Here is a 24909-nt window from a genome sequence, read left to right as displayed (position 1 = left end):
CATTAATGACTATTGGCTTTATTTAATACCACTCAATCCATTTTTAAAACCTCACAGTTCTTAAGTTGTAATATAGGCATAAATAGATACATGCATATGACCAATATCTCCTGAATTTCGCTTCAGGGCCTATTCCTGGGTACTGGCCCGCCGCCGCTCCCATTCCAGCGCGTGGCGCACGATCAGGTCCAGATCGTCCAGGCGGGGGTGCCAACCCAGCAGGTCGCGCAGCCGGGCGCTGTCGGCCACAAGCTCGACCGGGTCACCGGCGCGGCGCGGGGCCTCCATCTTGGGCAGGGGCCGCCCCAGGACGCGATCCACGGCATCGGCCACCTGACGCACGGAATAGCCGCGCCCATAGCCGCAATTCAGCACCAGGCTGTCCCCGCCCCTTTCCAGATGCTCCAGGGCGCAGACATGCGCGTCGGCCAGATCGCTGACATGGATATAGTCGCGCACGCAGGTCCCGTCCGGCGTGGGATAATCGGTGCCGAAGATATTCAGCGCCGTGCGCCGGCCAAGCGCCGTCTCGCAGGCCAGCTTGATCAGATGGGTGGCGTTGGGTGTCACCTGCCCCGCCCGCCCGTGCGGATCGGCGCCCGCCACGTTGAAATAACGCAGCGCGATGGAGCGGAAGGACGGATGCGCTGCCGCCACATCGGCCAGCATCTGCTCCGTCATCAGCTTGGACCAGCCATAGGGGCTGACCGGGGCGGTCGGGGTCTGTTCCGTTACCATCCGGGTGGGGGGATTGCCATAGACGGCGGCCGTGGAGGAGAAGATGAAGCGCCCCACCCCCGCCGTCACGCAGGCCTCAATCAGGTTGCGGCTGGCGGCAGTATTGTTCCGGTAATATTTCAGCGGATCGGCCACGGATTCCGGCACGATGATGGAGCCGGCGAAATGCATGACGGTGCCGACTTGGTGATCGCGCAGCAGGGTGCCCGTCCGCGCCGCATCGGCGACATCACCCACGATCAGCGGTACGTCCGCAGGCACCAGCCCCCTGTCGCCCGTGGAGAGATCGTCCAGAACCACGACCGCACGCCCCGCCGCCCGCAAGGCCAGGACGGCGTGGCTGCCAATATAGCCTGCACCACCCGTGACAAGTACCGTATCCATGTTCAATCCCTGGCTTTTGCAGCACCACTATGCCCCGTCCGGTCCCGTCCTGGGAAGGGCGGGTCATGGCAATGGCTGGATCTGTGGATATGATATCTGAAAGCTATCTGATATCATTTTACTTGTCATCGCGACCGGGATCATCCCAAAGCCCCTCCCCCTGGGTGATGTGCCGCAATGCCGTTATCCGTGCTCCTTTGCGGGCATCCTGATGCCAGTCGTCAGGTGCTGCACTTGTTCCAGCACCCCCGTCTCTTCCACCAGATGGCCCCGGATGCCGGCAGCGGCGGCGGCCTCCAGATCGCTGGCGCGGTCGCCGATCAGGAAGCTGCCCGCCATATCGACCGGCCAGCAGCGAGCCAGGTCCAGGATCATGCCGGGTGCCGGCTTGCGCCAGTCGTCCTGCCGCCGGTATGCGGCCACCGCGCCGTCAGGATGACAGGGGCAATAGCGCCAATCATCGATATGGGCGCCGTCCTGACGGAGCTGTCCCTGCATCCAGGCGTGCAGCTTCTGAACCGTCCCCTCGTCATAGTAGCCCCGGGCCACACCGGCCTGGTTGGTGACGACGAAAACGTAGTAGCCGGCTTCATTCAGGTGGCGGATGGCCGCCGCGATATCCCGGGTCCAGGTGATCTGATCGGGACGATGGGCATAGCCGGCATCATGATTGATGACCCCGTCACGGTCCAGAAAGACGGCGGGACGCCGCACCCAGGCCGGGATTTCCGTCTGCGCGCGGTCGTAATCGGCCCGCACCCCGATATCGATGAAATATCCGTCCCGGATCTGGCCCGCCAACCGCCCCTCGCGGGCCAGCCGGGGCATCACGTCGCGTTCCAGGGAACAGGGCAATGCACCGATCTCATCCAGGATGGCGCGGTCCAGCCAGTAGATGCCGCCATTGATCAGGGCATGGCCGGCGCTGCCCGTCCGTTCGGCGAACCGTGTGATGCGGCCATCCTGTTCCTCCACCACATCATGGTGGCGGCCATCCCCCACCGGCCGCAGGGCGACGATGCCCAGGTCGCCGTCCCGCCAGATGGCGGGCGCTGACAGAGACAGGTAATTCACGTCCAGCAGCCAATCCCCGTTCAGCATCAGGAAGCGGCTGTCCAGCAGGTGGCGCGCCTGCTGAAGCATACCCGCTGTGCCGGCGGGTTCCGGGGTCATCATGATGGTCAGATCGACAGCCCAGGCCTGGGCCCGCTCGGCCAGAGCGGCCATCTGATCCGCCGGAGAGTCCGTCAGAAGCACGATGCGGCGGAAGCCGTGACGGGCGAGATTGACGATGAGATAGTCCAGGAATGGCGTGCCCGCGACCTGCCGCAACCCTTGGGCCGTATCCGCAGGGCCGTCCGGGCGCAGGCGCAGCAGGATCACGGCCTGCGGACCATCCGCAATCTGGGCGATGGCGGTATCTCTGGATTGGCTGCTATCATAAAGCATCGACATATCCTTCGCGGCCCATTGCGGGGATCAGGGGCCGCCCGCAATGGTCAAGATGCGGCAGCCGCCGTCAACCGGTCTGAAGGGGGAGGAGGCCGGCATTTTCAATGATATCATAAAGCTATCTGATAGCGTGCTAATACCAGCTCTTGCCATCCCTCGCCGGATCGCTCATAGCCAGCTTTCCACTGCACGAGGCCTGAAGGATATTCCATGCCGATCCTGGTCACCGGTGCCGCCGGCTTCATCGGATATCATACCTGTCGGGCGCTGCTGGACCGGGGGGAACAGGTGCTGGGGGTGGATAATTTCTCCCCCTATTACGATATCCGCCTGAAGCAGGCGCGGCTGGACCTGTTGACGCCCCATCCCGGCTTCCGGTTTCAGAACCTGGACATCGCCGACCGTAACGGCATGACGGAACTGGTCCAGGCGCATCGCGACATCACCGGCATCATCCATCTGGCGGCGCAAGCCGGCGTGCGGCATTCGCTGATTGATCCCTATACCTATATCCAGACCAACCTGATGGGACAGGTGGTGATGCTGGAGGCCGCGCGCCTGCTGCCGGGGCTAGCGCATTTCGTCTATGCTAGCTCCTCCTCCGTTTATGGCGCCAATCAGGAGATCCCGTTCTCCATCGACCACCGTGTCGATCGGCCCGTGTCGCTCTATGCCGCGACCAAGCGCGCGGATGAGCTGATCACCCGGACCTACAGCCATCTTTACGGGCTGCCGGCCACGGGTCTGCGCTTCTTCACGGTCTATGGCCCCTGGGGCCGGCCCGATATGGCACCGATGCTGTTCGCGGAGGCCATTCTGGAAGGCCGGCCCATCCGGGTGTTCAACCATGGCGACATGGCCCGCGACTTCACCTTTGTTGATGACATCGTAGCGGGCGTGCTGGCCACGCTGGACCGGCCGGCCACACCCGGTCAGGATGTGGTGCCGCACCGGGTCTATAATCTGGGCAATCACCGCCCCGAACCGCTGCTGCGCTTCATCGGCCTGATCGAACAGGCCCTGGGTCGCAAGGCGGAGATGCTGCTGGAGCCGATTCAGCCAGGCGACGTGGCCGCCACCTGCGCCGATATTGATGCCAGCAGCCGGGATCTGGGCTACCAGCCCCGCACCAGCCTGGATGACGGCATCCCCCGCTTCATCGACTGGTTCAAGGCCTATCGAGGGGTGGCTTGAGGGCTCTCGATATGATATCAATCAGATATCCGATATTCTATCTGATATCATAGTGAAATCAAGATCGCTATCTGCTATCATTTTGACCGCAGATTGAACGCATCGGGTCTATCACCATGCCCACCATCGTTTTCGCCAGCCCCAAGGGTGGGGCTGGCAAGTCCACTTCCGCGGTTCTGCTGGCCACAGCACTGGCCGGGCAGGGGGCCAGTGTCACCATCATTGATGCCGATCCGAACAAACCGGTTTCGCGTTGGGCCCGGCTGCCCGGCAAGCCCGCCAATCTGACGGTCCTGGCCGATGTGACGGAAGAGACGGTGACCGACGCCATTGACGAGGCGGCACAGAAAACCGCCTTCGTCATTGTCGATCTGGAAGGGACGGCCTCCATGATGGTTGGCTACGCCATGAGCCGCGCCGATCTGGTGGTGATCCCTAGCCAGGGATCACAGCTGGATGCGGGCGAGGCCGTGAAGGCCATCCGGCTGGTGCGCAGCCAGGAACGCGCCTTCCGCCGGGACATTCCCTTCGCGGTGCTGTTCACCCGCACCAGTGCGGCCATCCGCCCGCGCTCCCTGCAAAGCATCGCGGCGGAATTCGCCGAGAACGATGTCCCCGTCTTCGAGACGCAATTGCATGAGCGCGACGCCTTCCGCGCCATCTTCGCCTTTGGCGGCACGCTGGCCGATCTGGACCCGTCCCAGGTCACCAACATCAAGGCCGCAACCTCAAACGCGCTGGCCTTCGCGGCGGAAGTGGTGGCCGTCCTGAAGGGCGGCATGAAGGCCACCGTGGATAAAGCCCTGTACTGAAGGGAGCGACAGACATGACCAAGTCCCGCGCCAGCATTTTCGGGGAAGGGGAGGAGGGACTGGACCTCTCCGGCTTCGCGCCCAAGACCGCCCGCGACATCCAGGCCCCGCCCGCCGACGCCATCCGCGCAGTATCGGAGGCGGCCCGCTTCCCCAGCCGGGAAGCGAAACCCGCCCCCGTTTCCATCCCGGTCCCACCGCCCGCCCGGCGCGAACAGCGTCGGCATCGTACCGGCCGCAATGTGCAGTTCAACATCCGCGCACGTCAGGAAACCATCGACACCTTCCTGGCCATTGCCGACCGGGAGGGCTGGGTGCTGGGCGAGGTGCTGGAACATGCCGTTGCCGCCCTGGAGCGCGAACTGGCGGGCCGGGCCGGGTCTGGCCAGAATTGAAGCTATCTGTGGCATGCTTGTGCGTGAAGCGGCGGGGTCGATCATGACGGGGGAGGGCCTTCATCAGGGCAGGGCGCGCGCGCCTCTTTCCCCTGCAACGCGCTTTGTCCTCGACCTTGTCACAGCACACCTCACTGGAAGGCCCTCCCCGTCGGCTGCGGAATTGGATTGGCCCCAGATCGTGACACTGACGGAGCATCATCGCCTGGTCCCGTTCCTGGATTCTATCAAAGAAGCCCCCCCTGCGGTCCAGGCTCAGCTTCGGGAGTTGCGTAACCGGGCCGCCCGTTCCTCCCTACTGCTCTGCAGCCGGTTAAAGCTGATCGCGGAGCGGTTCGACGCGGCCGGGATCGAGATGCTGGTTCTGAAGGGAGTTCCGCAGTCGGCTATGCTGTTCGGCGATATCTATGCACGGTCATGCCGCGATATCGACCTGCTGATACGCCCTGCACAGGCCGCCGCCGCCATCGATCTGTTAAGGGATCTCGGCTATGGCGGCAGCACAGATCATGTGCATGCAGCCTCGAACGCCGTAGCCCTGTTTCATCGCGATGGCGGACCGCCTGTCGAGCTGCATACAAGCCTTTCCGAGGCCGACATGGCGTTTGCGGCTAGCGACTTCGATCCATTCGCCCATTCGGTGAAAATAATGGTGGCGGGGCAGGAGGTACGCACCCTGTCGCCTGCGGCCACCATCGCATATGCCGCCTGGCACGCCAGCCGCCATCGCTGGACGCGGATATACTGGCTGGCCGACTTGGCAGCGGCGGCAATCCATCGGTCAACGGCCGAATGGCAGGAGGCAGCGTTGATTGCGCGGCGGGCAGGATGTGAAAGACACCTGTCGCTGGCGGCGTGGCTGGTCAACGAACTGATGGGGATCACGTCTCCTTTCACGGTGCCATTGTCGGCGCGCGACCTGTCCGCTCTTCGCCGGGCCGAATCCGTGACCCTGGCGATGTGGGCACAGGCTCCCCGCAGCGATCAAGCGGCTGTCCGGAACATAAAGGCCCTGGATTTGGCGCGGGCGGGTATTGGCCTTTATAAAGGCTGGCGGGTTCTGCGCGTACTCTACAGTTTCCGCGATGCCGCGCTGAACCGGCTGATATGGATCTGCCGGGGAAAACCGGAATAGGGACAGGGGGCTGTCTTACGTACCCGTCATCTTTTTTAGGTGGAATAAACTTGCTGCCTGTACAGGCAAGCTGCTTTCTGCGCGATCGGAAAATGGAATGGGGCGGATAGGTACAGTCATGACAAGGTCGCTGGCCCGGTTCCTGAAGGCCCTGCGTCTTCTGGGCACGCGCCGCTATCGGGTGGCGCTGTGGTCGGGTGTCGGGGCTGGTGTGCAGCATGCTCCGCTTCTCAAGGCACTTTCGCCCCAGCTGATTGTGGATGTCGGCGCCAACCGGGGGCAGTTCCTGTTGGCGGCCCTGGAATCCTGCCCGGACGCGGCGATACAGGTGGTGGAGCCGCAGCCGGTGGCGCTGGCCCGGCTTACATCCTGGCTCAACCTTTGTGCCGATACCGACCGCAGCCGGGTGATCCTGCATGGCGTGGCCGTGGCAGAGCATGAGGGTGAGGCGGCGCTGCATGTTTCCTGGCGCGATGATAATTCCTCGCTGCTGGAACCGACGGACGAGCAGTTGCGGCTGTTTCCCGATACCGGCATTCGTGGGCGCATCACGGTGCCGGTCAGACGCCTGGACCAGTTGCTTGCGGCCGCCGCCATTCCCCCCGATAGTCTGCTGAAGATCGATGTGCAGGGGGCCGAGGGGGCTGTGCTTGCCGGGGCGTCAGGGGTCCTGGATCGCTTCCGCTGGGTCTATGTAGAAAGCTCACAGCGGGAACTTTACCGGGGCCAGCCGCTGGCGACCGCCGTGGCCGGTCAGCTGGCGCAATCCGGCTTTCAGCTTGTTTCCAGCCATAACGGCGTCAATGACCGCGACGGGATGCTGGTCCAGGCCGATCATCTTTTTGAACGCCGCTGATCATTACGGCCACCCAGATCAGGACGGGCGCAGATTCCGCAGCAGCTGATCGAAGCGGCTCCCGATCCGGTCGATATCGCAATGGGTCCGGGCGAAGGCGGCGGCGGCGGCGGCACATTGCGCGCGCAGGGCCGTATCCGTCAGCAAACGATGGGCCGCCGCCAGGAAACCCGCCTCATCCTCCGGTTCCACGACCAGCCCCAGCCCATGCTGGCGGATCAAGCGGTATGCCAGATTATCCGCAGGAATGGCGGCCAGCACCGGCCGGCCGGCCGCCGCATATGAATAGAGCTTAGAAGGAACGGAGGCTGCCCCGGCCCCCCGATTCAAAATAACGATGGCGATATCCGCGCTGGCCAGCATGGCGGGAACGCAGGAAGCCGGCTGGTAATCCAACAGCAGCAGGTTGCTCACCCCCTGCTGAACCCGGGCCGTCTCCAGGAAAGCCCGGCCCGGTCCTTCGCTGACCACCACGACACGGGCCTCGGGGGTCGATCCCAGCTGACGGGCCAGGGCGGCGACAAGGCCGGGATTGTGCTTCAGCCCCAGCGTCCCTGCCAGCAGCAGCACCGGTCGGTCATTGAGGTCATGGGCCTGCGACCAGGCATTCTGCCGCTCAGGCCCCGCCAGCAGATCCACCGGTGCCCAGTTCTCCTGGATCAGCACCCGGTCATGCCGAACACCGACGATCCGCAGACGATCCTGAAAGTCCGGGGAAATGAGGACCAAGGCGTCGGCCCTGCGCATGCTGGTGAATTCGATATGGCGCAACAGGGGCAACAGCAGGGACCATCCCCCCGGCATGGCCGAGCCGGCCAACCCGAAAATGTCCTGCACCCAGTTGACGAAATACGCCCCCGCCCGTGTCGCCGCTCGGTTTAACCGATATTGTACCAGGGGCGGGGTATTGGCCGACAGGACAATGTCGGGCTGCCAGTCACGGGTAAGCTGGACCAGCTGGCCCCCATAGGCCAGTTCATCACGCAGCCGTGCAGCAAGCTGATACCGGTTGAAAGGCCGCCCCAGATGCAAGGCCGAGAAGGACAGGCCCCGGGATTGCGATGATGAAGCCCCGACGGCGCGGGTATTGGGGCCACCCAGATCGCCCGCCCGGACATGCAGCACTTCATATCCGTGTTGAGCAAGCCACGCCGCCAACTGTCGGGTAAAGGCATAATCACCGAAATCATGCAGCAGGAGGCGCATCAATCCCCATTCTTCCGCACTCGGATTCCGCTATCGCATCCCCCATGGCCGATCCATAAGGTTGCGAACATCGGTGCGCCGTATTACCGTAGCGCTTGATACGCTGGCAATAAAAGACCGGCAACCATTGCGCGCGTTTCACTTCCTGTGCCCCTGTCCGGGGCGCTTTGATCCTGGGGGAGGGTGGTTCATGACCCGCAGCCGTATCGTTTCGTTGGGCCTGGTACTGCTCACGGGCTCCATCCTGTCAACAGGCTACCTGTCGCTGCCCGCTGCCGCACAGCAGAGCGCTGGCAACGCCATGGCTGCCCTGCCCCCAGCTCTGCGCGCCGCAGTCCAGTCTGGTAACGGGACGGCTGTGACCAACGCCATCAACACGCTGTCCGGCGGAAACACTGTCCGCGCTGCCACTTTGGCCAATCAGGTTGTGACCGCAGCAGAGCAGTTGCTGTCCGTCAATCCGCAGGCGGCCATGGCCGCCGCTGGCGCGGCCCTGGAAACGGTACGTACAAGCCAGGTCTCTTCCTCTGCCCCGCAGCAGACCCAGTCGGTTGTGACGACAGCGGCCCGTATTTTCGTGTCTCCGCCTGTTGTTGCGGCACTGCCCACCCAAGCAGCGGCAATGGCCACGACGGCGATACAGGTGGCGCAGAACACCGGTAACAACACCCTGGCCGTGAGTGTCGCCAATGCCGCCGTGCAGTTGGCCGAACAGGTGCTGAGCAGCAATCCCGCCGCAGCTGTGCAACTGGCCGCCACGGCGGTGCAGACGGTTCAATCCACCACTGTGCAGCAGGCGGCACCGCAGCAGACCATGAATGTCGTGACCACGGCGGCCCGCATCATTGTGCAGCCCCAGGCGCAGGCCGCTGCGCCCACCGTTGTCGCCAGTATCGCGACGTCGGTCACCACGGTGGTCTCGTCTCCCGTTGTGTATCAGGCCTCCCCCCAGGCCGCCGTGGCCGTGATGTCCAACGCCTATACCGCCGCGACCAGCAACACCGTTGCCGCCGCAGCACCGGAGGCGGCAGCAAACGTCACGCAGACATTGAATACGGCAAGCCAGAACACAGCGTTGAGCTCATCGAACCCGACCAACGCCGCCCAGGTGAATGCCATTCTGGCCAGGCCGACAACACAGACGGCTCAGACGCCCCAGACGGGCGGAACCACGACCCAGACCCCGCAGCAGCAGCAAACGACGCAACAAACGACGCAGCAGCAGAACAACAACAACCAGACCACCACACCCATTGTGGAAAATAACCCGATCCTGACCGGCAGCCCGACCTGACGGTTCTGCAAGCCAGCCTTAAAACAGGAACGCCCACCTTGGAAAAGGTGGGCGTTCCTGTTTTAAGGCTCTGGGGTATCCGGCAGCTTCAAAACACCAGATACCCCCAACTTGCCCCCCTCTAGAGCTGTTTCCGGTCAACCGAAAACAGTTCCGGCGGCGGATGCCGCGCCGGCGATTGAGGCAAACGAACGACAAGAGCTGTTTTCCAGTCAAAGGAAAACAGCTCTAAAAGCGGCGTTCCCGGACCCGGACGATATCGCCGGGCAGGATCGGCGTCCGTTCGTCGGCAGTATATTCTTTCTGGGTGCCATCAATGGTGCGCACCAGGATCACGTCATTCTCAAGCGCGCGATAGTCATAGCCACCAGCCTTGGCCACGGCGCTCAACACCGTCATGCCACTGATATAGGGGAACTCCCCAGGTTGGCGGACCTCGCCCAGCACATAGAAGGGTCGGAAGGTCTGGACCTCGACCGAGACATTGGGCGTCTGCATCAGCGAGGCCCGGATCAAAGCCTCTTCCACCCGCTTGGCAAGGTCGCGGGCTGTCAGGCCACTGGCCGGGATATTGCCGACCAGCGGCATCGTGATGTTACCGGCCGGGTCAAGGGTCAGGTCACCCGACAGGTTGAGTTCATTGAAGACGGTGATACGGACGCGGTTCCCTGGTTCCAGCCGATAACTTTCGGCGGGATTGCTGATGGTCATCGGGGCCGCCTCTGTCGGCGCGCTGCGACCGCCACCCGTCCCACAGGCCGCCAGTACCAGTACCGGTAGAAGCAACAGACCGTCACGCCACGCCCGGAAAGTCTTCAACCCATACGTCATACACCCTTCTCCCTCAGCGGATGACTGCTTCAGTTTACAGCCATAGCATGCACCTCATCATATAAGCATCGGTCTAGCCCGCTGCCTGCTGTAAAACAAGCCCGGCAGGCTGACGATGTCGGACTGTCATGAAATGGTTCTGGGCTGAAGGAACAAGGCGGGAATGGTCTTCGCAAGCAGATGGTGGCGGCGTCTCTGGCGTTCCGGCGACACAGGGGCTTCCCCTGTCATGGCACGGGTGCCGGAGGGCAGGCTGGTCTATGCCATCGGCGACATCCATGGTGAAACCACGCCGCTGCGTCGTCTTCTGGAACTTCTGGCGGCGGATATCGCGACACAGGGGCAGGGGCGTCACGTCACCCTGGTTTTCCTGGGCGATTACGTGGACAGGGGGGCTGAAAGCCGTGCTGTGCTGGACCTGCTCTCAGGCGGAAATCTGCCGGGTGATGCGCAGGTTTTTTTGCGCGGCAACCACGAGGATGCCATGCTGGGTTTCCTGCGCGAACCGCTGGAGGCCCGGCAATGGCTGCGCTTTGGTGGTGCTGAAACCCTGGCCAGTTACGGGATAATCGCATCGCCGGAAACCACCGACGCGAAACGCTGCCAGGCCTTGGCCGGCAGCTTGACAGAACGGCTCCCGGAGGCGCACAGGGCCTTTCTGGAAAAAACAGTCCTGTCCCAGACCATCGGCGACTACCTGTTCGTCCATGCCGGCATCCGTCCCGGTATCGCCCTGGACCGGCAGGACCCGACCGATCTGATGTGGATCAGGGATGAGTTCCTCAGCCACCGCCGCCCCGCCCCGCCCGTCATTGTGCATGGACATACGATCACTGACGCGCCGGAGCCCTTGGGCTGGCGTATCGGCATCGATACGGGTGCCTACGCGACAGGCCGTTTAACAGCCCTTGCCCTGGAGGACGACCGACAGCGCTTCCTGATTACGTGACCCGGAAGGGAGGCTCAATGCGTGAATGAGCCTGACGTCAAAGGAAGATGCAATCTATTGTGGCATGCATGTTGGGGAAAAGAGTATAGCTAGGACAGGTAGGGGTATTCGATGGCGATCAGGGAACGACCTATGCGGAAGGGGCTTCTTTTTTCCAGAACATCCAACGCCACCATGGCGTTGGGATTGGGTATATGCCTTTTCCTGCATTCTGCTGCTGCCCTGGCACAGGAAGCGCCTGAACAGGACCGTCGTCAAAGTGCCGCTAAGATTACCCAGGAACAGACCAAGGGTGCCGCAGACGCGGCTGGCGAGACAGACGAAAAGCGGGTCGCCGACAGTTACCAGCCCAAGGGGATTGAAGCCGGCTCCTTCCTGATCTTTCCGCGCCTGGAAGTGGATGCGACCTATTCCGATAACGTGTTCGCACAGGAAAAGGACAAGCGCAGTGACGCGATCACCCGTATTGCCCCTGAAATTCGCATGCGGTCGCGCTTCACGCAGCATGAGCTGAATCTGCGCGGCGAACTGGAACAGTATCTGTTCAAGAAATATGAGGACGACAACCGCCTGGATGCGAATATCGGCGCTGATGGTCGCTTGGATATTCAACGGAATTGGGAGGCGACCGGCAATCTCAGCTTCGTGAATCGTGGTGAGGATCGCGGCAGCCCCGATGTCCAGCAGGGTAAAAGCCCGGCAGAGACCTATACGACATCCGGCCAGGTCGGAACCCGCCTGCAGCAGGGCCGCTACGTGTTCAGCGGTGATTTCGGATTTGACCGCCGGATATTCGGCAATACCGAAACCTCCACCGGCACCACGATCAACAACCATGATCGTGACCGTTGGGAGTACAAACTGCGCGGTCGTGGCTCCTATGAATTCAAGCCGGGCCTCTCCGCCGTGCTTGATGCCACTGTCAACAAGCGGGACTATGATGACCGCGTCGATGACAATAACCGCAACCGCTCCAGCGACGGCTATCGCATCGAGGGCGGTATCGGTCTGGATATCAGCGAAGTGATCAAGGGCGATTTCGTCGTCGGCTATTTCGAACAGGATTACAAGGACACTGTTCTGAAGGACCCGTCCGGCATGTCGGTCCGCGCCAGCTTCAACTGGACACCCAGCCGGATGACCGTGCTTATCCCGTCGCTGGAACGCACGGTCCAGGAAACCCTCAGCGCCTCGTCCTCCTCCATCGTGCGCACGGGTGGTGGCCTGATCGTGCGCCATGAGTTCGCGCGGAACATCGTGGCCACCTTCATTGCGAACACCGCCTATGAGGATTATACCGGCACGAGTGAGCATTCCTGGAATTATGACGGCAAGGCCCGCGTGATCTATGCCTTGTCCCGTGAATGGTATGTGGGGGGCGAGGTCGGATTCCGCAGCCGCGATTCCAACCGCGCCGGTGCCAGCTATGACCAGGTCACCATGCTGCTACGTGTGGGCACCCGGCTTTAAGGCGGTAGAACGTCCTTTTTTGAGATGGGAAGTACCTGATGACAATGGCTGGCGACCGGAGCACCCCAGGGGCCGCCGATGCCATGATGGATGCACGCCAAACCCTGCGATGGGCTTGGCGCGTCCTTTGGCGTGGTAAGTACATCATCATGGCCTGCTGGCTGCTGATGATCATCCCCACCTTATTGCGTCTTCAACAGGCTGTCCCGCTCTACACGGCGCAGGTTGAACTGGTGATTGATGCGCCGGAAGCCACTGATGCGATGAACTCGCGCGCGGATTCCCGTTGGCGCCTCAATGACGCTGTCATCCAAACCGAGGTCGGTATCCTCACCTCGACGATGCTGGCCCGCCGCGTCATAGACAAGCTCGACCTGCGCAACGATCCGGAATTCAATCCGGCCCTGCGCAAGGCCTCGGCCATGCAGAATTTCCTGACCTCCATCAATCCGCTGAGCTGGATCAAGGACATCCCGTCCGACACACCGGACAGGGAGACAGGAGGCGATGCCCGGTCGGCGCAGGATAACGCGATCGTCAGCGCCTTCCTGTCCCGTCTGGATGCGCAGGCACAGCGCCGTTCCTTCCTGATCACAATCACCTTTACGTCGGACGACCGACAGAAGGCGGCCCGCATCGCCAATATGGTGGCAGAGCTGTATGTGCTGGATCGGCTGGAAGCCACTTTCGACGATGCCCGCCGCGTCACCAACTGGCTAGCGGAACGTATCCGCACATTGCAGGCCGACGTGCAGGTCGCGGAAGCCGCCGTGGAGGATTTCCGGTCCCAGCATGGCCTACGCCGCAAGGGCGATCGGCAGATCACAGTGACCGATCAGCAATTGTCGGAACTGAATTCCCGGTTGGTCGTCGCGCGCACCGAACTGGCCCAGAAACAGGCCCGCCTGGATCAGGTCCGTACCCTGATCCGGTCCAGCGGCAACATCGCCTCTTCCTATGACGCCTTGCAGTCCCAGTTGATCCAGCGCCTGCGGGAGCAGGAGACAACGCTGGTTCGCGAAATGTCGGAGGCGCTGAAGATTTATGGCGAACGCCATCCGCGTCTTGTTGCCTACCGGGCCGATCTGGAGGAGTTGCGGGGCAAGATCGAAGCCGAAATGCAGCGGATCGCGCAGGCGATCGCGAACGAGGTGGAAGTCTCGGTGGCCGGCGTCAGGACGCTGGAGCGCGAGCTGGACTCTCTGCGGTCGGAAGTGAATGTCGCCGGGGGTGCCGAGGTCCGGCTGCGGGAACTTGAGCGTCAGGCCGAGGCCACACGCAGCCTTTACGAGGCCTTTCTGCAGCGGTTCCGGCGTGATGCAGAATCCCAGGGTGGTATCCAGCGGGCCAATGCCCGCGTGATCACCCAGGCCGAAATTCCCGGAGCCCCCACCTATCCGCAACCCATGCGGACTCTGTCGCTGGTCTCGCTGCTGGCTTTGGGTTTCGGGCTGATCCTGGTCTTTGTGCTGGACCGGCTGGACAATGCCATCCGCTCCTCCGACGAAGCGGAGGAAGTCACGGGCGTACCGACGCTGGCGGTCGTGCCCCTGCATCGCGGGGCCAAGGACAAGATGGTGGAGGAACTGGCGAGCAACCCCCGTTCCGCCATCGCTGATGCGCTGCGCAATCTGCGCGTGACCTTGGAAATGGGTGCTGAAGGGGAGGAGGCGCAGCCAAAAATCGTCGCCCTGACATCGTCCATCCCTAAGGAAGGCAAAACGTTCGCGGCCTTGTGTCTGGCCGTGATGAGCGCGAGATCCAGCAAGCGCGTGCTGTTGATCGATGCCGATATCCATCGCCCGCGTCTGCATACCATGGTCAATATCGAAAACAGCCGTGGTCTGCTGCAGCTGATGGATGGGACAGCCAAGCCGGAGGATGTCATCATTTCCTCCATCGCGCAGGGCCTGGATTTCATCCCTGCCGGCACGTCCCCCAACATCGCCGATCAGGTGCGGGAAGCCGACATGTCGGTCCTGCTGCGTAATCTCGCCAGCCAGTATGACCGGGTTATCATCGACCTGCCGCCTGTCCTGGCCGTCGCTGATGCGCGCGTCCTGGCCAGCGTGGCGGACCGTGTCATCTATCTGGTACGTTGGAACTTCACGGCCCGCGACGCTGTGCGCAACGGCATCAAGCTGCTGCGTGAGGCACGGGTCAATCTGCATGGCGTCGTGCTGTCACAGGTCAATCAGCGCAAGCACTCACGCTACGGGTACGGCGATTACGGGACCTATTATGGGCGCTATCGGGAATATTACACCGAGTGATGCGGCCGCTGCGGCCAGGCCTCCTCTGGACAGGATCAGCCTGGGCATCGCGGGGGGCCTGGCCCTGGCTCTGCTGGTTCTGGCGATGCCCCGGCTGGTGGGGGAAATGAATGTCATCGGCGCACGGACTGTTGTGGCCGCAGTGCTGGAGAACCGGCCTGACAAACGGCAGAACCTGCCCGCGCAAACCTATGCCAAGGCCGCCGATGCCATTGATGATTTCGGGGGCATGACGGGTGATGCCCGCCTGCTTGCTGATCGCGGCCTGCTGTTGTTGCGACAGAGCGGGATGGAAACAGCACAGGCCCCTCTGCTGCTGCGGCAGGCGATGGATGCCACGATAGAGGGGCTTGCCCGCAATCCTGGCAATACCGATGCCTGGGCACGCTTGGCCTATCTGCGGGCGCGGACGGGGGATCGCCTGGGGGCGGGGCAAGCCTTGCGGATGTCCCTGCTGGCGGCCCCCCTGTCGCCACAGCTGATGCCGTCGCGGCTACGGCTGGGGCTGGATCTGCTGGACAGTCTGAACGAAGAGCAACGCAGCCTGCTGTCCCGCCAAGTCCGACTGCTTTGGGTGATCCAGCCCAGTGCCTTGACATGGCAGCCCATGGACGAAAGGGCGCAGGAATTCATCGCCGCCGCCCTGGACAGGCTGACCCAGGCCGATATGGATCGTTTCATCCGCTTGCACCATGAGAAGGGAGAGACGCAATCCGAGTATGTCAGGTAACGCCACCCAAAGGGTGAATTGTGCGGTGGGAGCGGTTTTCGGTTGACTGGACACAGCTCCGGCGGCGACTGCCACAGCAAAAAGCACGGGCGACATGACGCCCAAGCTACGGATGCGGTGCCGGCGTCGGCGTCGGCGTTTCAGGAAGATGCATATATCAGGGGCATCTACCATGGCTCTGGTAATATGTGCCAGTCGGCCACGCCAGCCTTACGTGAAGTCTGAAAGTGAGGGACTGTGAGGGAAGTTTGCGGTCAGACAATGCATAATTCCATGTCTATTTCCGCTCCCCCAGCATCGAAAGCCCACGATGCTGTTCCCCTGGTTGTCGATTTGGATGGCACACTGGTGACGACTGATCTGCTTTATGAAGCTGTTGGGCAACTCGCCGCGACAAAGCCGTTAAAGCTGCTTCATATGGCATCCTGGCTTTTCGGTGGGAAAGCTAGAATGAAGGCACACCTCGCCGCATATGCCGCGATGATGCCTGACAGCCTACCCTATAATCCCGATATGTTGAGTTTGCTGAAACAGGCAAGGGCAGAAGGCCGTAAGCTGTATCTGGCGACGGCTGCTGATCAGGCACAGGCCAAGGTCGTGGCCGATCACCTCGGTCTTTTTGATGGCGTTTTTGCCTCTGACGGCACGACCAACCTGGAGGGGGAAGCAAAGGCGGAAACGCTGTGCCGTGCCTTCGGATCGGGTGGTTTTGACTATGCCGGAAATTCGACCGCTGATTTCGCTGTGTGGGCCCATGCGCGGCGTGTCATCGCCGTTGTGAAAGATGGAAGTTCGATGGCGCGGCGGCTCTCTGCCAGTCATCCAGACTGTTTGTGCATCCAGGTTGGCCCGTCAGACCTACGTGGCTATCTGGCGCTGATCCGCCCTCACCAATGGTTGAAAAACCTTCTTCTGCTATTGCCAATGATCGCCGGGCATGCTGTCAGCCTGGAAAACGGCCTTTCACTTTTTCTGGCCTTCGTGTCCTTCTGCTTGAGTGCATCAGCCGTTTATACAGCCAATGACATTGTTGATATTACAAGGGACCGGCAGCACCCTCGCAAGCGCCTACGCCCTCTCGCGACAGGTCAGGTGCCCGTCCTGCATGCCATGGCCATGGTCCCGATCCTGGCTATTCTGGCCCTCCTTCCAGCCCTGGCTTTGCCGGCTGGGTTCCTTTTTGCCCTGATCGGCTATCTGGCGGCCACCAGCGCCTACTCGCTATGGCTTAAACGCCATGCGGTTGCAGATGTCATGACCCTGGCAGGACTTTACTCACTCCGCGTATTCACGGGCGCGGTTGCAATATCAATTCCCTTATCGCCCTGGATGCTCGCCTTCTCGATGTTCATCTTCCTGGCGCTGGCGCTTGTGAAGCGTCACACAGAGCTTAAGGACCGAACATCCGCAGGTACGGGACAGGTGCCCGGACGCGGCTATGGGCAGGATGACCTGCCTCTGCTCTTGGTGATGTCCACGGCGTCCTTTTATGCCAGCGTCATTGTGATGACGCTTTATATCAGCAGCGACGCGGTATTGACGCTTTATCAAAAGCCACATGGGCTCTGGTTGGTGTGCGCAGTTCTGCTTTACTGGGTCAATCGCGTCTTGCTGCTGACACACAGGGGGCAGATGCATGATGATCCTGTGATCTTCGCACTGAAGGACAGGGTGACCTGGCTGTGTGGCGCACTCTGTGCCGCTGCCTTGGTTTGGAGCAGTCTTCCGTGATGCGTCCCCTTTCCGGATGGGGAAATTACCCAGTCACGGCATGCCGCACCCTGACAGCGCGCGGGACGGCAGAGATCATGGACCGGCTGAACGCGGCGCCCTCACTGATCGCTCGGGGAAATGGACGATCATATGGCGATGCAGCGATAAATCCCGACGCGACACTATTGACGGCGCGACACAATCGTATCCTGGATTTTGACCCCGTGAACGGTCTGCTGACCTGCGAAAGTGGGGTGCTTCTTTCAGACCTGATTGAATTGTTCCTGCCTACTGGCTGGTTCCCCCCCGTTACACCGGGCACACGGCACATCACCCTGGGTGGCATGGTTGCGGCCGACGTTCATGGAAAGAACCATCACGGTGCCGGCTGCCTATCCGCATTTCTGGAAGGGCTGGAGGTAACACTGGCCAATGGCCAGACTCTGACCTGTTCTCCCCGGATGAATAGGGACCTATTCTTCGCGACCTGCGGGGGAATGGGATTGACCGGGGTGATTAATAAGATTCAGTTGCGGCTGATGCCTGTTGAAACGGGGTGGATTGTCCAGGATACCGTGCGGTGCAGGGATCTAGCTGCGGTCATGGATGCTTTCGACAGATGCGCAACGGCGACATACTCGGTAGCATGGATTGACTGCATAGCAACCGGCATGAAGCTGGGCCGGTCGCTCCTGTTCTGTGGCGAACATCTTACGCGCGCGGAATTACCATCGGACCTGCCGGCATTCCCCACAGCACGACGGACAATCCCTTTGCCCTGGGCACCATCGGGGGGGGCGCTACGGCCATCGACAATCCGTGCTTTCAACCACCTCTATTACGGTCTGGGCCGAACTGGTCGGTCTCTCGTCGATTGGGAAAGCTATTTTTATCCACTTGACCGAATTGCGGGATGGAACCGCCTCTATGGGCGTCGCGGGTTCTTCCAACACCAATCCGTGCTTCCACGCGCCACAGCCGCGGTCGGCCTGCGCCTGTTGCTGGACGCCGTCGCGCGGGCTGGCACGGGCTCTTTCCTCGCAGTGCTGAAGAAGTTTGGACCGGCCGGCGGCGGCTTGCTGTCGTTCCCGATGGATGGTTACACGTTAGCGCTGGATTTTCCGGTTTCCCCTGCGAACCTAGCCCTTGCTGACCGTCTGGACGCCATTACCATCGACCATGGTGGCCGCCTCTATCTGGCAAAGGATGCCCGTATGTCAGCGGACACGCTTCGTCAATCCTATCCCAGCCTCGCCCAATTCCAGGACGTCAGACGGAACTATGGTGCCGGGCTTTTCCAATCCAACCTGTCGCGGCGGCTGGAATTATGAGCGATCTTTCAAGGGAACCAGTCCTTATCCTGGGGGGACGCTCCGATATCGGACAGGCAATTGGTCGTGCCTTTGCCAAACAAGGCCACGCCTTGATTCTGGCGGCCCGCAGAAGCGCAGAGTTAGAGCCAGAGGCCAAGGATATCAGCATCCGGCATGGTGTAAGCGTGGCCCTGGTGGAACTGGATGTGCTTCATGGTGCCGAGGCTGAGGCCACGATCAATGGGCTGTCGCCCATGCCGGGCATTGTGGTCTGTGTCGTCGGACTGCTGGGTGATCAAGGTCGGGCGGAACGGGATACAGAGCATGCGACACTGATTATGCGCAGTAATTTCGAAGGACCAGCCTTTCTGCTCTCCCTTTGCGCCAACCTCCTTCTTGCCAGGGGGAAAGGCGGCGCGCTGATCGGAGTCAGCTCTGTCGCGGGTGACCGTGGACGGGCTGCCAATTATGTATATGGCTCGGCCAAGGCCGGACTGACAGCCTTTCTTTCCGGCCTTCGCGCCCGGCTCTCGGATACTAAAATCCAAGTGATCACGGTGAAGCCAGGCTTCGTGCGCACGGCAATGACCAGAGCGCTTGACCTGCCCGCCCCCCTGACCGCAAGTCCGCAGGAGGTGGGGGAATGCGTGTACCGTGCATGGTCGCGCCACCGTGACATTGTATATGTCCGGCCCATCTGGCGCCTGATCATGGCTGTTATCCGCGCCTTGCCTGAACCGGTATTCAAGCGGTTACGGTTCTGACGACACCCTGATCATAACGCTGCCAAAGGCTAAGTGTGAACGCCAGCAGCGCGATATCTAATGGCAGCCGCATCCGTGGATCCGCATTAGTCAACACGAAGGGAGCGATGTAGAGGCAAATGAACAGCACTTGCCAAGCCACGTAACGCCCACCCCCATGGCGTATGGTACGAAATGCCACAACGCTGTATATCAATATTGGTAGGCTCAGAACGCATTGTATCAGCAGTTCCAGGGCATTATCCGCATGCAGCCAGCGAGGGCTGAACAAGACCAGCGTTTTCACAAACGGAAGTGCGGCGGCCCGAAGCGGGTTCTCACGAATGAACTCCCACGCCATGCTGCTGAATTCAGCAGATGATGGATAGGGTTGTCCGCGGGTTTCCAGATACGCCAGCAGAGCTGGCTCGGCATTCTGCTTCAGCAGAAGCTGTTCCATGGTGTGCCGATTATAGCCGGCAAAAAAATTGTAAGGCCCGATATTCGGAAAATAGAACGGATCCCCGGTCGCAATAAACATCAGGGCAGCATAGATACCCAGGCTGACAGACACCGTGATTAACGCAGCCAACCATCGTTTCCTTGCACCGCCCGCCAGGGCAGAGAGCATAGGAAGGGCCAGGAATATCAAAGCGTTGGCGCGCATCGACATCAGTAATCCCAGCGCGACACCAAAGACGCATCCCCAAACCCAACTGTCGAAGCGTTCGCTGTGAATGACCCAACCTGCCAGAAGAAGGACAAGCCCTACGCTGAAGGCGCTTTCGTTGATACGCGATATATTCAATAAAATATACGGGTGTATACAGACAAAGAAAATAATGATGGCGAAAGAAAAACTAACCTTGTTGCGTGTTGCCAATGCGCCATGAATGAACAGCCATGCTGTCAGCCCCGCCACCAATGCTTGCCACACCTGGATACCCAATTCTCCACCCAACGCCATTGCAGGTGAGATCAGCAAAGAGTACCCAACCGGATAAGTCGCTTTGTCCTGCGCCATAACAAACGGGCTGCCGTTCAGCGTGCCATGATCAACCAGATAACGCGCCTGATGGAGATAGACCGGCAACTCCTCCATCAATGGGAAGAGGGCAACGGCTGAACTGACCGCGATGAAGGTCAACACCATCCAAGGCCATTGTTTCCCCAGCAGGGTCGGCACAATGTTCGCAGTCATAAATCCTGTACCCAAAATGGTAACACCCCTAGTGCACTGGCGCAGACGCAAGATTCATATTTTCAATGCTTTCGCCATTGAGGTGGTTTGCCGGGAACGACTGCGCAAAGCCCAGACCCAGAAGGAAAGCCAGCGTGGCGGCAATGGCCGGCATCTGGGCGCTGAAATCCACAATGCCATGGGTGCCCAGCAGGACCAGCACCGATAGAGCTACGGCCGGATAGACATAATCGCGACGACGGCGAACCAGCCCCTGGCAACAGACACCGCCCACCCAGATCAGGGCGGCACAGAACAGCAAGGTGGCCGGCACGCCCAGTTCCAGCATCAGCTCCAGATAGATGTTATGGGCCTGATTGAACAGTTCCGGCGCGGGGAGGCTTGTGTCCCTGTACAGGGGGAAAACACTTGGAAAGCTGCCATAGCCGTGACCGGTCCATGGAGCATCCTTGATGGCCAGGAAGGTCAGACGGAAAAGCTCGGCCCGCGTCTCGTCACTGACCCCATGTTCGGCAAACCGCTCCACCATCCCATCGCCAGCCAGCAGAAAGACCAGAAGCGACGCCAGACCCAAGGCCAGAAAGGAAAAGAGCGCTGTCTTGCGCTTCACCTTCGCCGTCATGGCCATCGCCCCTCCCAGCACCACCAGACCCAGGACCGTGACCCCCAAAGCGGCCCGGGAATGGCTGAGCAGCAGGGCTGTGCAGAGAACCAGCCCCATGGCCAGGAAGGGCACGACCCGTACCGCGAACTGTTCTGCCACCTGATAGGTGCGGCCCCGCCCATGCTGGCCGGACAGGCCATTCAGGACAAGCCCCATGCAGCAGACCAGGCCGATCCCGGCATAGGCGCCATAAGCATTGCGGTTCACGAAGGTCGAGGTCAGATCACCGAGATAAGCCCATTTCCGGAACCAGAGTATATAGTCGCCGCCGGCGAAATGGGCCACGATGCCATAGGTGGCATAGGCAAGGCCTGCAAAGGTAATCGCCAAAAGCCCTTGTCTGGCGCGTGCCCGGTCACGACCAAACTGTGCAGCCATATAGAAAATGCCAAGGTAGCACAGAAGCCGCATGATAGAGGCGGCGGCCTGACCGGGGTCCAGCGCGACGGTGCCGGCCAGCGTGTGCCCCGGCAAAGCGGTCTCTGCTTCACGCCAGAGGGGAGAGTGCCAGGCCTGTGGCAGGCCGGCATCAAACGTCTGCAAAAGGGTCCAGAGCAGGACAGGCAGCAACAGAAAAAGCCCCGGCCTGAAAACCTGCCAGGGCAGCGCTGCTGTCACCCGACTCGTCGCCTGATACCAGGTCCACAGGGCCAGCAGAGAGCCAGTGCCGGCGCTGAGCATCGACCAGGCAAGAGGCCGGTTGCTTCCCAGGGGGAGCGGCGACAACACAACCAGCAGAACCAGCAGCCGGAAAATCAAATTGCTTGGTGTCACGGCAAGCCTAGGATTGTAGAACCTGTGCGGGAATTCCGTTAATACCGGGTAGACGCCTCGACGCAAGGGAAATGGCGCGATGCCCAAAGGTTCCGGCTTCGTAGCTGCCCGTTTTGGTACCCCAGACCGCTGCGGGGGACTTATCTGATGTGCGGCATTGCCGGAATCATGCGTTTCAGCGCGGCACCACCCGTCCCTGACGATCTGCCACACCGCCTGACGGATGCGATGGCGGCGCGTGGCCCCGACGGGGAAGGGCATTGGTTTTCCGACGACCGCCACGTCGCATTCGGGCACCGGCGGCTTGCCATCATCGATCCGACGCCGGCAGGAGCACAGCCTTTCAGCAGCGCTGATGGGCAGACCGTCATTGTCTTCAATGGCGAGATCTATAATTTCCAGGCTTTGCGCACCGATCTCAAAGCGCATGGCATCCAGTGCCGTTCCAACAGCGATACCGAGGTGCTGCTGCATCTCTACCGCCTGCACGGCGTTGCCATGTTGCCCCGGCTGCGGGGCATGTTCGCCCTGGCCATCTGGGACGCGAGGCAGGGTCAGTTGCTGCTGGCCCGCGACGCTTTCGGGATCAAGCCGCTTTATCTGACCCGCCGGTCGGATGGGATCGCCTTCGCCTCACAGGTGATGGCCCTGGAAAGGACTGGGCTGGCAGGTGGGGTCGATCCGGCCGCGATTGTCGGGTTCCTGACGCTTGGCTTCGTGCCGGAACCCTTTACCTGCCGCCGCAATGTCGAGGCCCTGCCCGGCGGCAGCTGGCTGCGTCTGGACAGGGCGGGGCATGAGGAGCGGGGCACCTTCGCCGATCCGCACGCCGATCTTCTGTCGGCGCGGGCCGCTGTCTTGCCGGACGATGCCGTCGCTGCGGCACTGGCTGACACGGTGCGCCACCATCTGGTCGCCGATGTACCGGTCGGACTGTTCCTGTCAGGCGGGATCGACAGCTGCGCTTTACTGTCCCTGGCCCAGGCCCAGTCGGCGACAGGCGTGACGGCCCTGACACTGGGGTTCAGCAGCTTTGAGGGGCGGCTGGAAGACGAAACACCCCCGGCCGCTGCGGCCGCTGCGGCCTATGGCGCGCGCCATGTCATTGACCGGTTGGGGCCAGATACGCTGACCGACGCACTCGGTGGGCTGCTGGCCGCCATGGATCAGCCCAGCCTGGATGGGATCAATACCTATCTGGTTAGTCGGAGCGCCCGCGCCCAGAGCCTGAAAGTCTGTCTGTCGGGCTTGGGGGGAGACGAATTGCTGGGGGGCTATCCGTCCTTCCGTCAGGTCCCGCGACTGTCGGCCTGGCTGGGACCACTGGCGGCTGTGCCCGGTCTGGGGCTAGGTCTGCGACGGCTGGCCAGCCCTCTGGCAGTCAGGGCCAGGGCGCCGAAATGGGCCGGATTGCTGGAATATGGGGGGTCGGTGCCAGCCGCCTGGCTGCTGCGGCGGGCCGTCTTCATGCCCTGGGAACTGCCCGCCCTGCTGGCGCCCGATCTGCTGCGGGAGGGCTGGGAACGGCTGGACCTATCAGGGCTTCTGGCCCGCCTGGTAGAAGGGATCACCGATCCATATTTACAGGTGATGATGCTGGAAATGCGTTGCTATATGCGTGACCAGTTACTACGCGATGCCGATTGGGCTGGAATGGCGCATGGGGTGGAGGTGCGGACACCGCTGGTGGATCTGACCCTGTTCCGGGCCCTGCTTCCCGGCCTTGTGGACCGGAGCCGCCGGCTGGGCAAGGACAGGTTGGCCGCCGCTGCCACGCCGCCGCTGCCCGACTGGCTACGACGGCGACCCAAGACTGGGTTTACGGTCCCGCTCGGCACCTGGCTGGCGGATGAAGCGCCCGGCAGCCGTGACGGAAGGCGGGGCTGGGCCCGGCAACTGATACGGACCTGGCCCGGCTTCGGCGGGATAGCCGAGGTGACGGTATGAGGCGTCCCGGCCTGGATGGGGCCATCCTGACCATCGTGATCCTGACCCGCAATGAGGCCGCCCGCCTGCCCCGGTGTCTGGCGGCCATCCCGGAACATTATCCCGTGCTGGTCCTGGACAGCGGCAGCGATGACGACACACCGGCGATTGCCGCCGCCCATGGCTGTATCATCCGCACCAACCCCTGGCCCGGCTTCGCGGCGCAGCGGAATTTCAGCCTGCGGGAATGCGGGATCACCAGTCCCTGGGTCCTGTTCATTGATGCCGACGAAATCTATGCCCCCGGCTTTTTCGACTGGTTCGAACGCGACGGCCGTCACCGTGACGACATGGATGTGGGGCAGGTGACCTCGATCCTGGTCTTCAAGGGCCAGCCCCTGCGCCACGCGCCCGGCTATCCGATCCTGCATCCCCGGCTGGTGCGCCGTGACCGGGTCTGTTTCGTGCCGGCCGCAACAGGGCATGGCGAAACCATCGCTGCGGACCTGCATCAGCAGGTGATCGACATTCCCTATGCGCATCACTTCTTCGACGGCGATCTGGCGGGCTGGCTGCGCAAACATGTCGGGCTGGCGGCCCAGGAGGCGGCAGCCCAGCAGACAGGGGCAGGCCATGTCACGGCCCGACGGCGACTGGCGGCCATGGTTCCGGGGCCGGCACGCGCCATCGCCCGCTTTCTTTACCATTACCTGATCCGCGGTGGTTTCCGGGATGGGCGGGCAGGGCTGGAATATGCCCTGATGTACGGGTGGTACGAAATGACCCGCCAGCTCCTGGAACGGTTGCAACGCCCTTGATCTTCGATAGTGGCAGTTCTACCGTCCCGCGCCTGCTT

The 24909-nt window shown here is 61.8% G+C and carries 21 protein-coding genes; 15 read left to right on the top strand and 6 right to left on the bottom strand.

Annotated elements, in window-relative coordinates; all coding sequences use genetic code 11:
• Positions 1–129 precede the first annotated feature (129 nt).
• The gene (gene galE, locus ABC729_RS16635; RefSeq protein ID WP_495608732.1) at positions 130–1122 is read right to left on the bottom strand and encodes a UDP-glucose 4-epimerase GalE; all 993 of its coding nucleotides are present in this window, start codon (positions 1120–1122) and stop codon (positions 130–132) included.
• Between the two features lie 183 nt (positions 1123–1305).
• On the bottom strand, positions 1306–2571 hold the full coding sequence (locus tag ABC729_RS16630) for an HAD-IIIA family hydrolase (RefSeq protein ID WP_495608731.1): 1266 nt from the start codon (positions 2569–2571) through the stop codon (positions 1306–1308).
• Positions 2572–2784: 213 nt separating this feature from the next.
• On the opposite strand from ABC729_RS16630, the gene ABC729_RS16625 reads away from it, so the two are divergent.
• The 5 genes from ABC729_RS16625 (at position 2785) to ABC729_RS16605 (ending at position 6966) form a co-directional block, all read left to right on the top strand.
• Positions 2785–3768: an NAD-dependent epimerase/dehydratase family protein gene (locus ABC729_RS16625; RefSeq protein ID WP_495608730.1), complete on the top strand. Its 984-nt coding sequence runs from the start codon at positions 2785–2787 to the stop codon at positions 3766–3768.
• Between the two features lie 116 nt (positions 3769–3884).
• Positions 3885–4580 (top strand): division plane positioning ATPase MipZ, encoded by a 696-nt coding sequence (locus ABC729_RS16620; RefSeq protein WP_495608729.1) that lies wholly within the window; start codon positions 3885–3887, stop codon positions 4578–4580.
• 14 nt (positions 4581–4594) lie between these two features.
• Positions 4595–4975, top strand: a complete 381-nt coding sequence (locus ABC729_RS16615; protein ID WP_495608728.1) for a hypothetical protein — start codon at positions 4595–4597, stop codon at positions 4973–4975.
• Positions 4917–6110, top strand: coding sequence for a nucleotidyltransferase domain-containing protein (locus tag ABC729_RS16610; protein WP_495608727.1), 1194 nt, complete (start codon positions 4917–4919; stop codon positions 6108–6110). The genes ABC729_RS16615 and ABC729_RS16610 overlap by 59 nt, the downstream gene beginning before the upstream one ends.
• Positions 6111–6228: 118 nt before the next feature.
• Positions 6229–6966: an FkbM family methyltransferase gene (locus ABC729_RS16605; RefSeq protein WP_495608726.1), complete on the top strand. Its 738-nt coding sequence runs from the start codon at positions 6229–6231 to the stop codon at positions 6964–6966.
• Between the two features lie 18 nt (positions 6967–6984).
• Here ABC729_RS16605 and ABC729_RS16600 read toward each other — a convergent pair whose 3' ends face one another.
• Complete coding sequence (locus ABC729_RS16600) at positions 6985–8172, bottom strand: glycosyltransferase family 4 protein (RefSeq protein ID WP_495608725.1); 1188 nt, start codon at positions 8170–8172, stop codon at positions 6985–6987.
• A gap of 190 nt (positions 8173–8362) precedes the next feature.
• On the opposite strand from ABC729_RS16600, the gene ABC729_RS16595 reads away from it, so the two are divergent.
• The gene (locus ABC729_RS16595; protein ID WP_495608724.1) at positions 8363–9466 is read left to right on the top strand and encodes a hypothetical protein; all 1104 of its coding nucleotides are present in this window, start codon (positions 8363–8365) and stop codon (positions 9464–9466) included.
• Positions 9467–9694: 228 nt separating this feature from the next.
• Here ABC729_RS16595 and ABC729_RS16590 read toward each other — a convergent pair whose 3' ends face one another.
• Entirely contained in the window at positions 9695–10297 is a 603-nt protein-coding gene (locus ABC729_RS16590; RefSeq protein WP_495608723.1) for a polysaccharide biosynthesis/export family protein, read from the bottom strand.
• 229 nt (positions 10298–10526) lie between these two features.
• Between ABC729_RS16590 and ABC729_RS16585 the strand changes: the two genes are divergently transcribed.
• From ABC729_RS16585 to ABC729_RS16555, 7 genes are all read left to right on the top strand, one after another.
• Positions 10527–11246, top strand: coding sequence for a metallophosphoesterase family protein (locus ABC729_RS16585; protein WP_495608722.1), 720 nt, complete (start codon positions 10527–10529; stop codon positions 11244–11246).
• A gap of 186 nt (positions 11247–11432) precedes the next feature.
• Complete coding sequence (locus tag ABC729_RS16580; protein WP_495608721.1) at positions 11433–12716, top strand: outer membrane beta-barrel protein; 1284 nt, start codon at positions 11433–11435, stop codon at positions 12714–12716.
• 38 nt (positions 12717–12754) lie between these two features.
• Complete coding sequence (locus ABC729_RS16575) at positions 12755–14989, top strand: GumC family protein (RefSeq protein WP_495608720.1); 2235 nt, start codon at positions 12755–12757, stop codon at positions 14987–14989.
• Positions 14958–15719, top strand: a complete 762-nt coding sequence (locus tag ABC729_RS16570) for a hypothetical protein (RefSeq protein WP_495608719.1) — start codon at positions 14958–14960, stop codon at positions 15717–15719. The genes ABC729_RS16575 and ABC729_RS16570 overlap by 32 nt, the downstream gene beginning before the upstream one ends.
• Positions 15720–15992: 273 nt before the next feature.
• Complete coding sequence (locus tag ABC729_RS16565; RefSeq protein ID WP_495608718.1) at positions 15993–17450, top strand: UbiA family prenyltransferase; 1458 nt, start codon at positions 15993–15995, stop codon at positions 17448–17450.
• 77 nt (positions 17451–17527) lie between these two features.
• The gene (locus ABC729_RS16560) at positions 17528–18763 is read left to right on the top strand and encodes an FAD-binding oxidoreductase (protein WP_495608717.1); all 1236 of its coding nucleotides are present in this window, start codon (positions 17528–17530) and stop codon (positions 18761–18763) included.
• Positions 18760–19509, top strand: a complete 750-nt coding sequence (locus ABC729_RS16555) for an SDR family oxidoreductase (protein ID WP_495608716.1) — start codon at positions 18760–18762, stop codon at positions 19507–19509. Before ABC729_RS16560 ends, ABC729_RS16555 begins: the two co-directional genes overlap by 4 nt.
• On the opposite strand, the gene ABC729_RS16550 is transcribed toward ABC729_RS16555, so the two are convergent.
• Both ABC729_RS16550 and ABC729_RS16545 read right to left on the bottom strand, forming a co-directional pair.
• Positions 19490–20689, bottom strand: a complete 1200-nt coding sequence (locus tag ABC729_RS16550; RefSeq protein ID WP_495608715.1) for a hypothetical protein — start codon at positions 20687–20689, stop codon at positions 19490–19492. The genes ABC729_RS16555 and ABC729_RS16550 overlap by 20 nt on opposite strands.
• A 28-nt stretch (positions 20690–20717) precedes the next feature.
• Positions 20718–22127 carry an O-antigen ligase family protein gene (locus tag ABC729_RS16545; RefSeq protein WP_495608714.1) on the bottom strand — a complete coding sequence of 470 codons (1410 nt, stop codon included), beginning with the start codon at positions 22125–22127 and terminating at the stop codon, positions 20718–20720.
• A gap of 147 nt (positions 22128–22274) precedes the next feature.
• Here ABC729_RS16545 and asnB point away from each other — a divergent pair, with 147 nt between their 5' ends.
• Both asnB and ABC729_RS16535 read left to right on the top strand, forming a co-directional pair.
• Positions 22275–24074, top strand: coding sequence for an asparagine synthase (glutamine-hydrolyzing) (asnB, locus tag ABC729_RS16540; RefSeq protein ID WP_495608713.1), 1800 nt, complete (start codon positions 22275–22277; stop codon positions 24072–24074).
• Positions 24071–24871, top strand: a complete 801-nt coding sequence (locus ABC729_RS16535; protein WP_495608712.1) for a glycosyltransferase family 2 protein — start codon at positions 24071–24073, stop codon at positions 24869–24871. The genes asnB and ABC729_RS16535 overlap by 4 nt, the downstream gene beginning before the upstream one ends.
• Positions 24872–24909 lie beyond the last annotated feature (38 nt).

Source organism: Niveispirillum sp. CC-CTL257, from assembly GCF_059489915.1.
The sequence above is the reverse complement of the archived record's forward strand: the minus strand, read 5'-3'. Positions and strand labels throughout refer to the sequence as shown.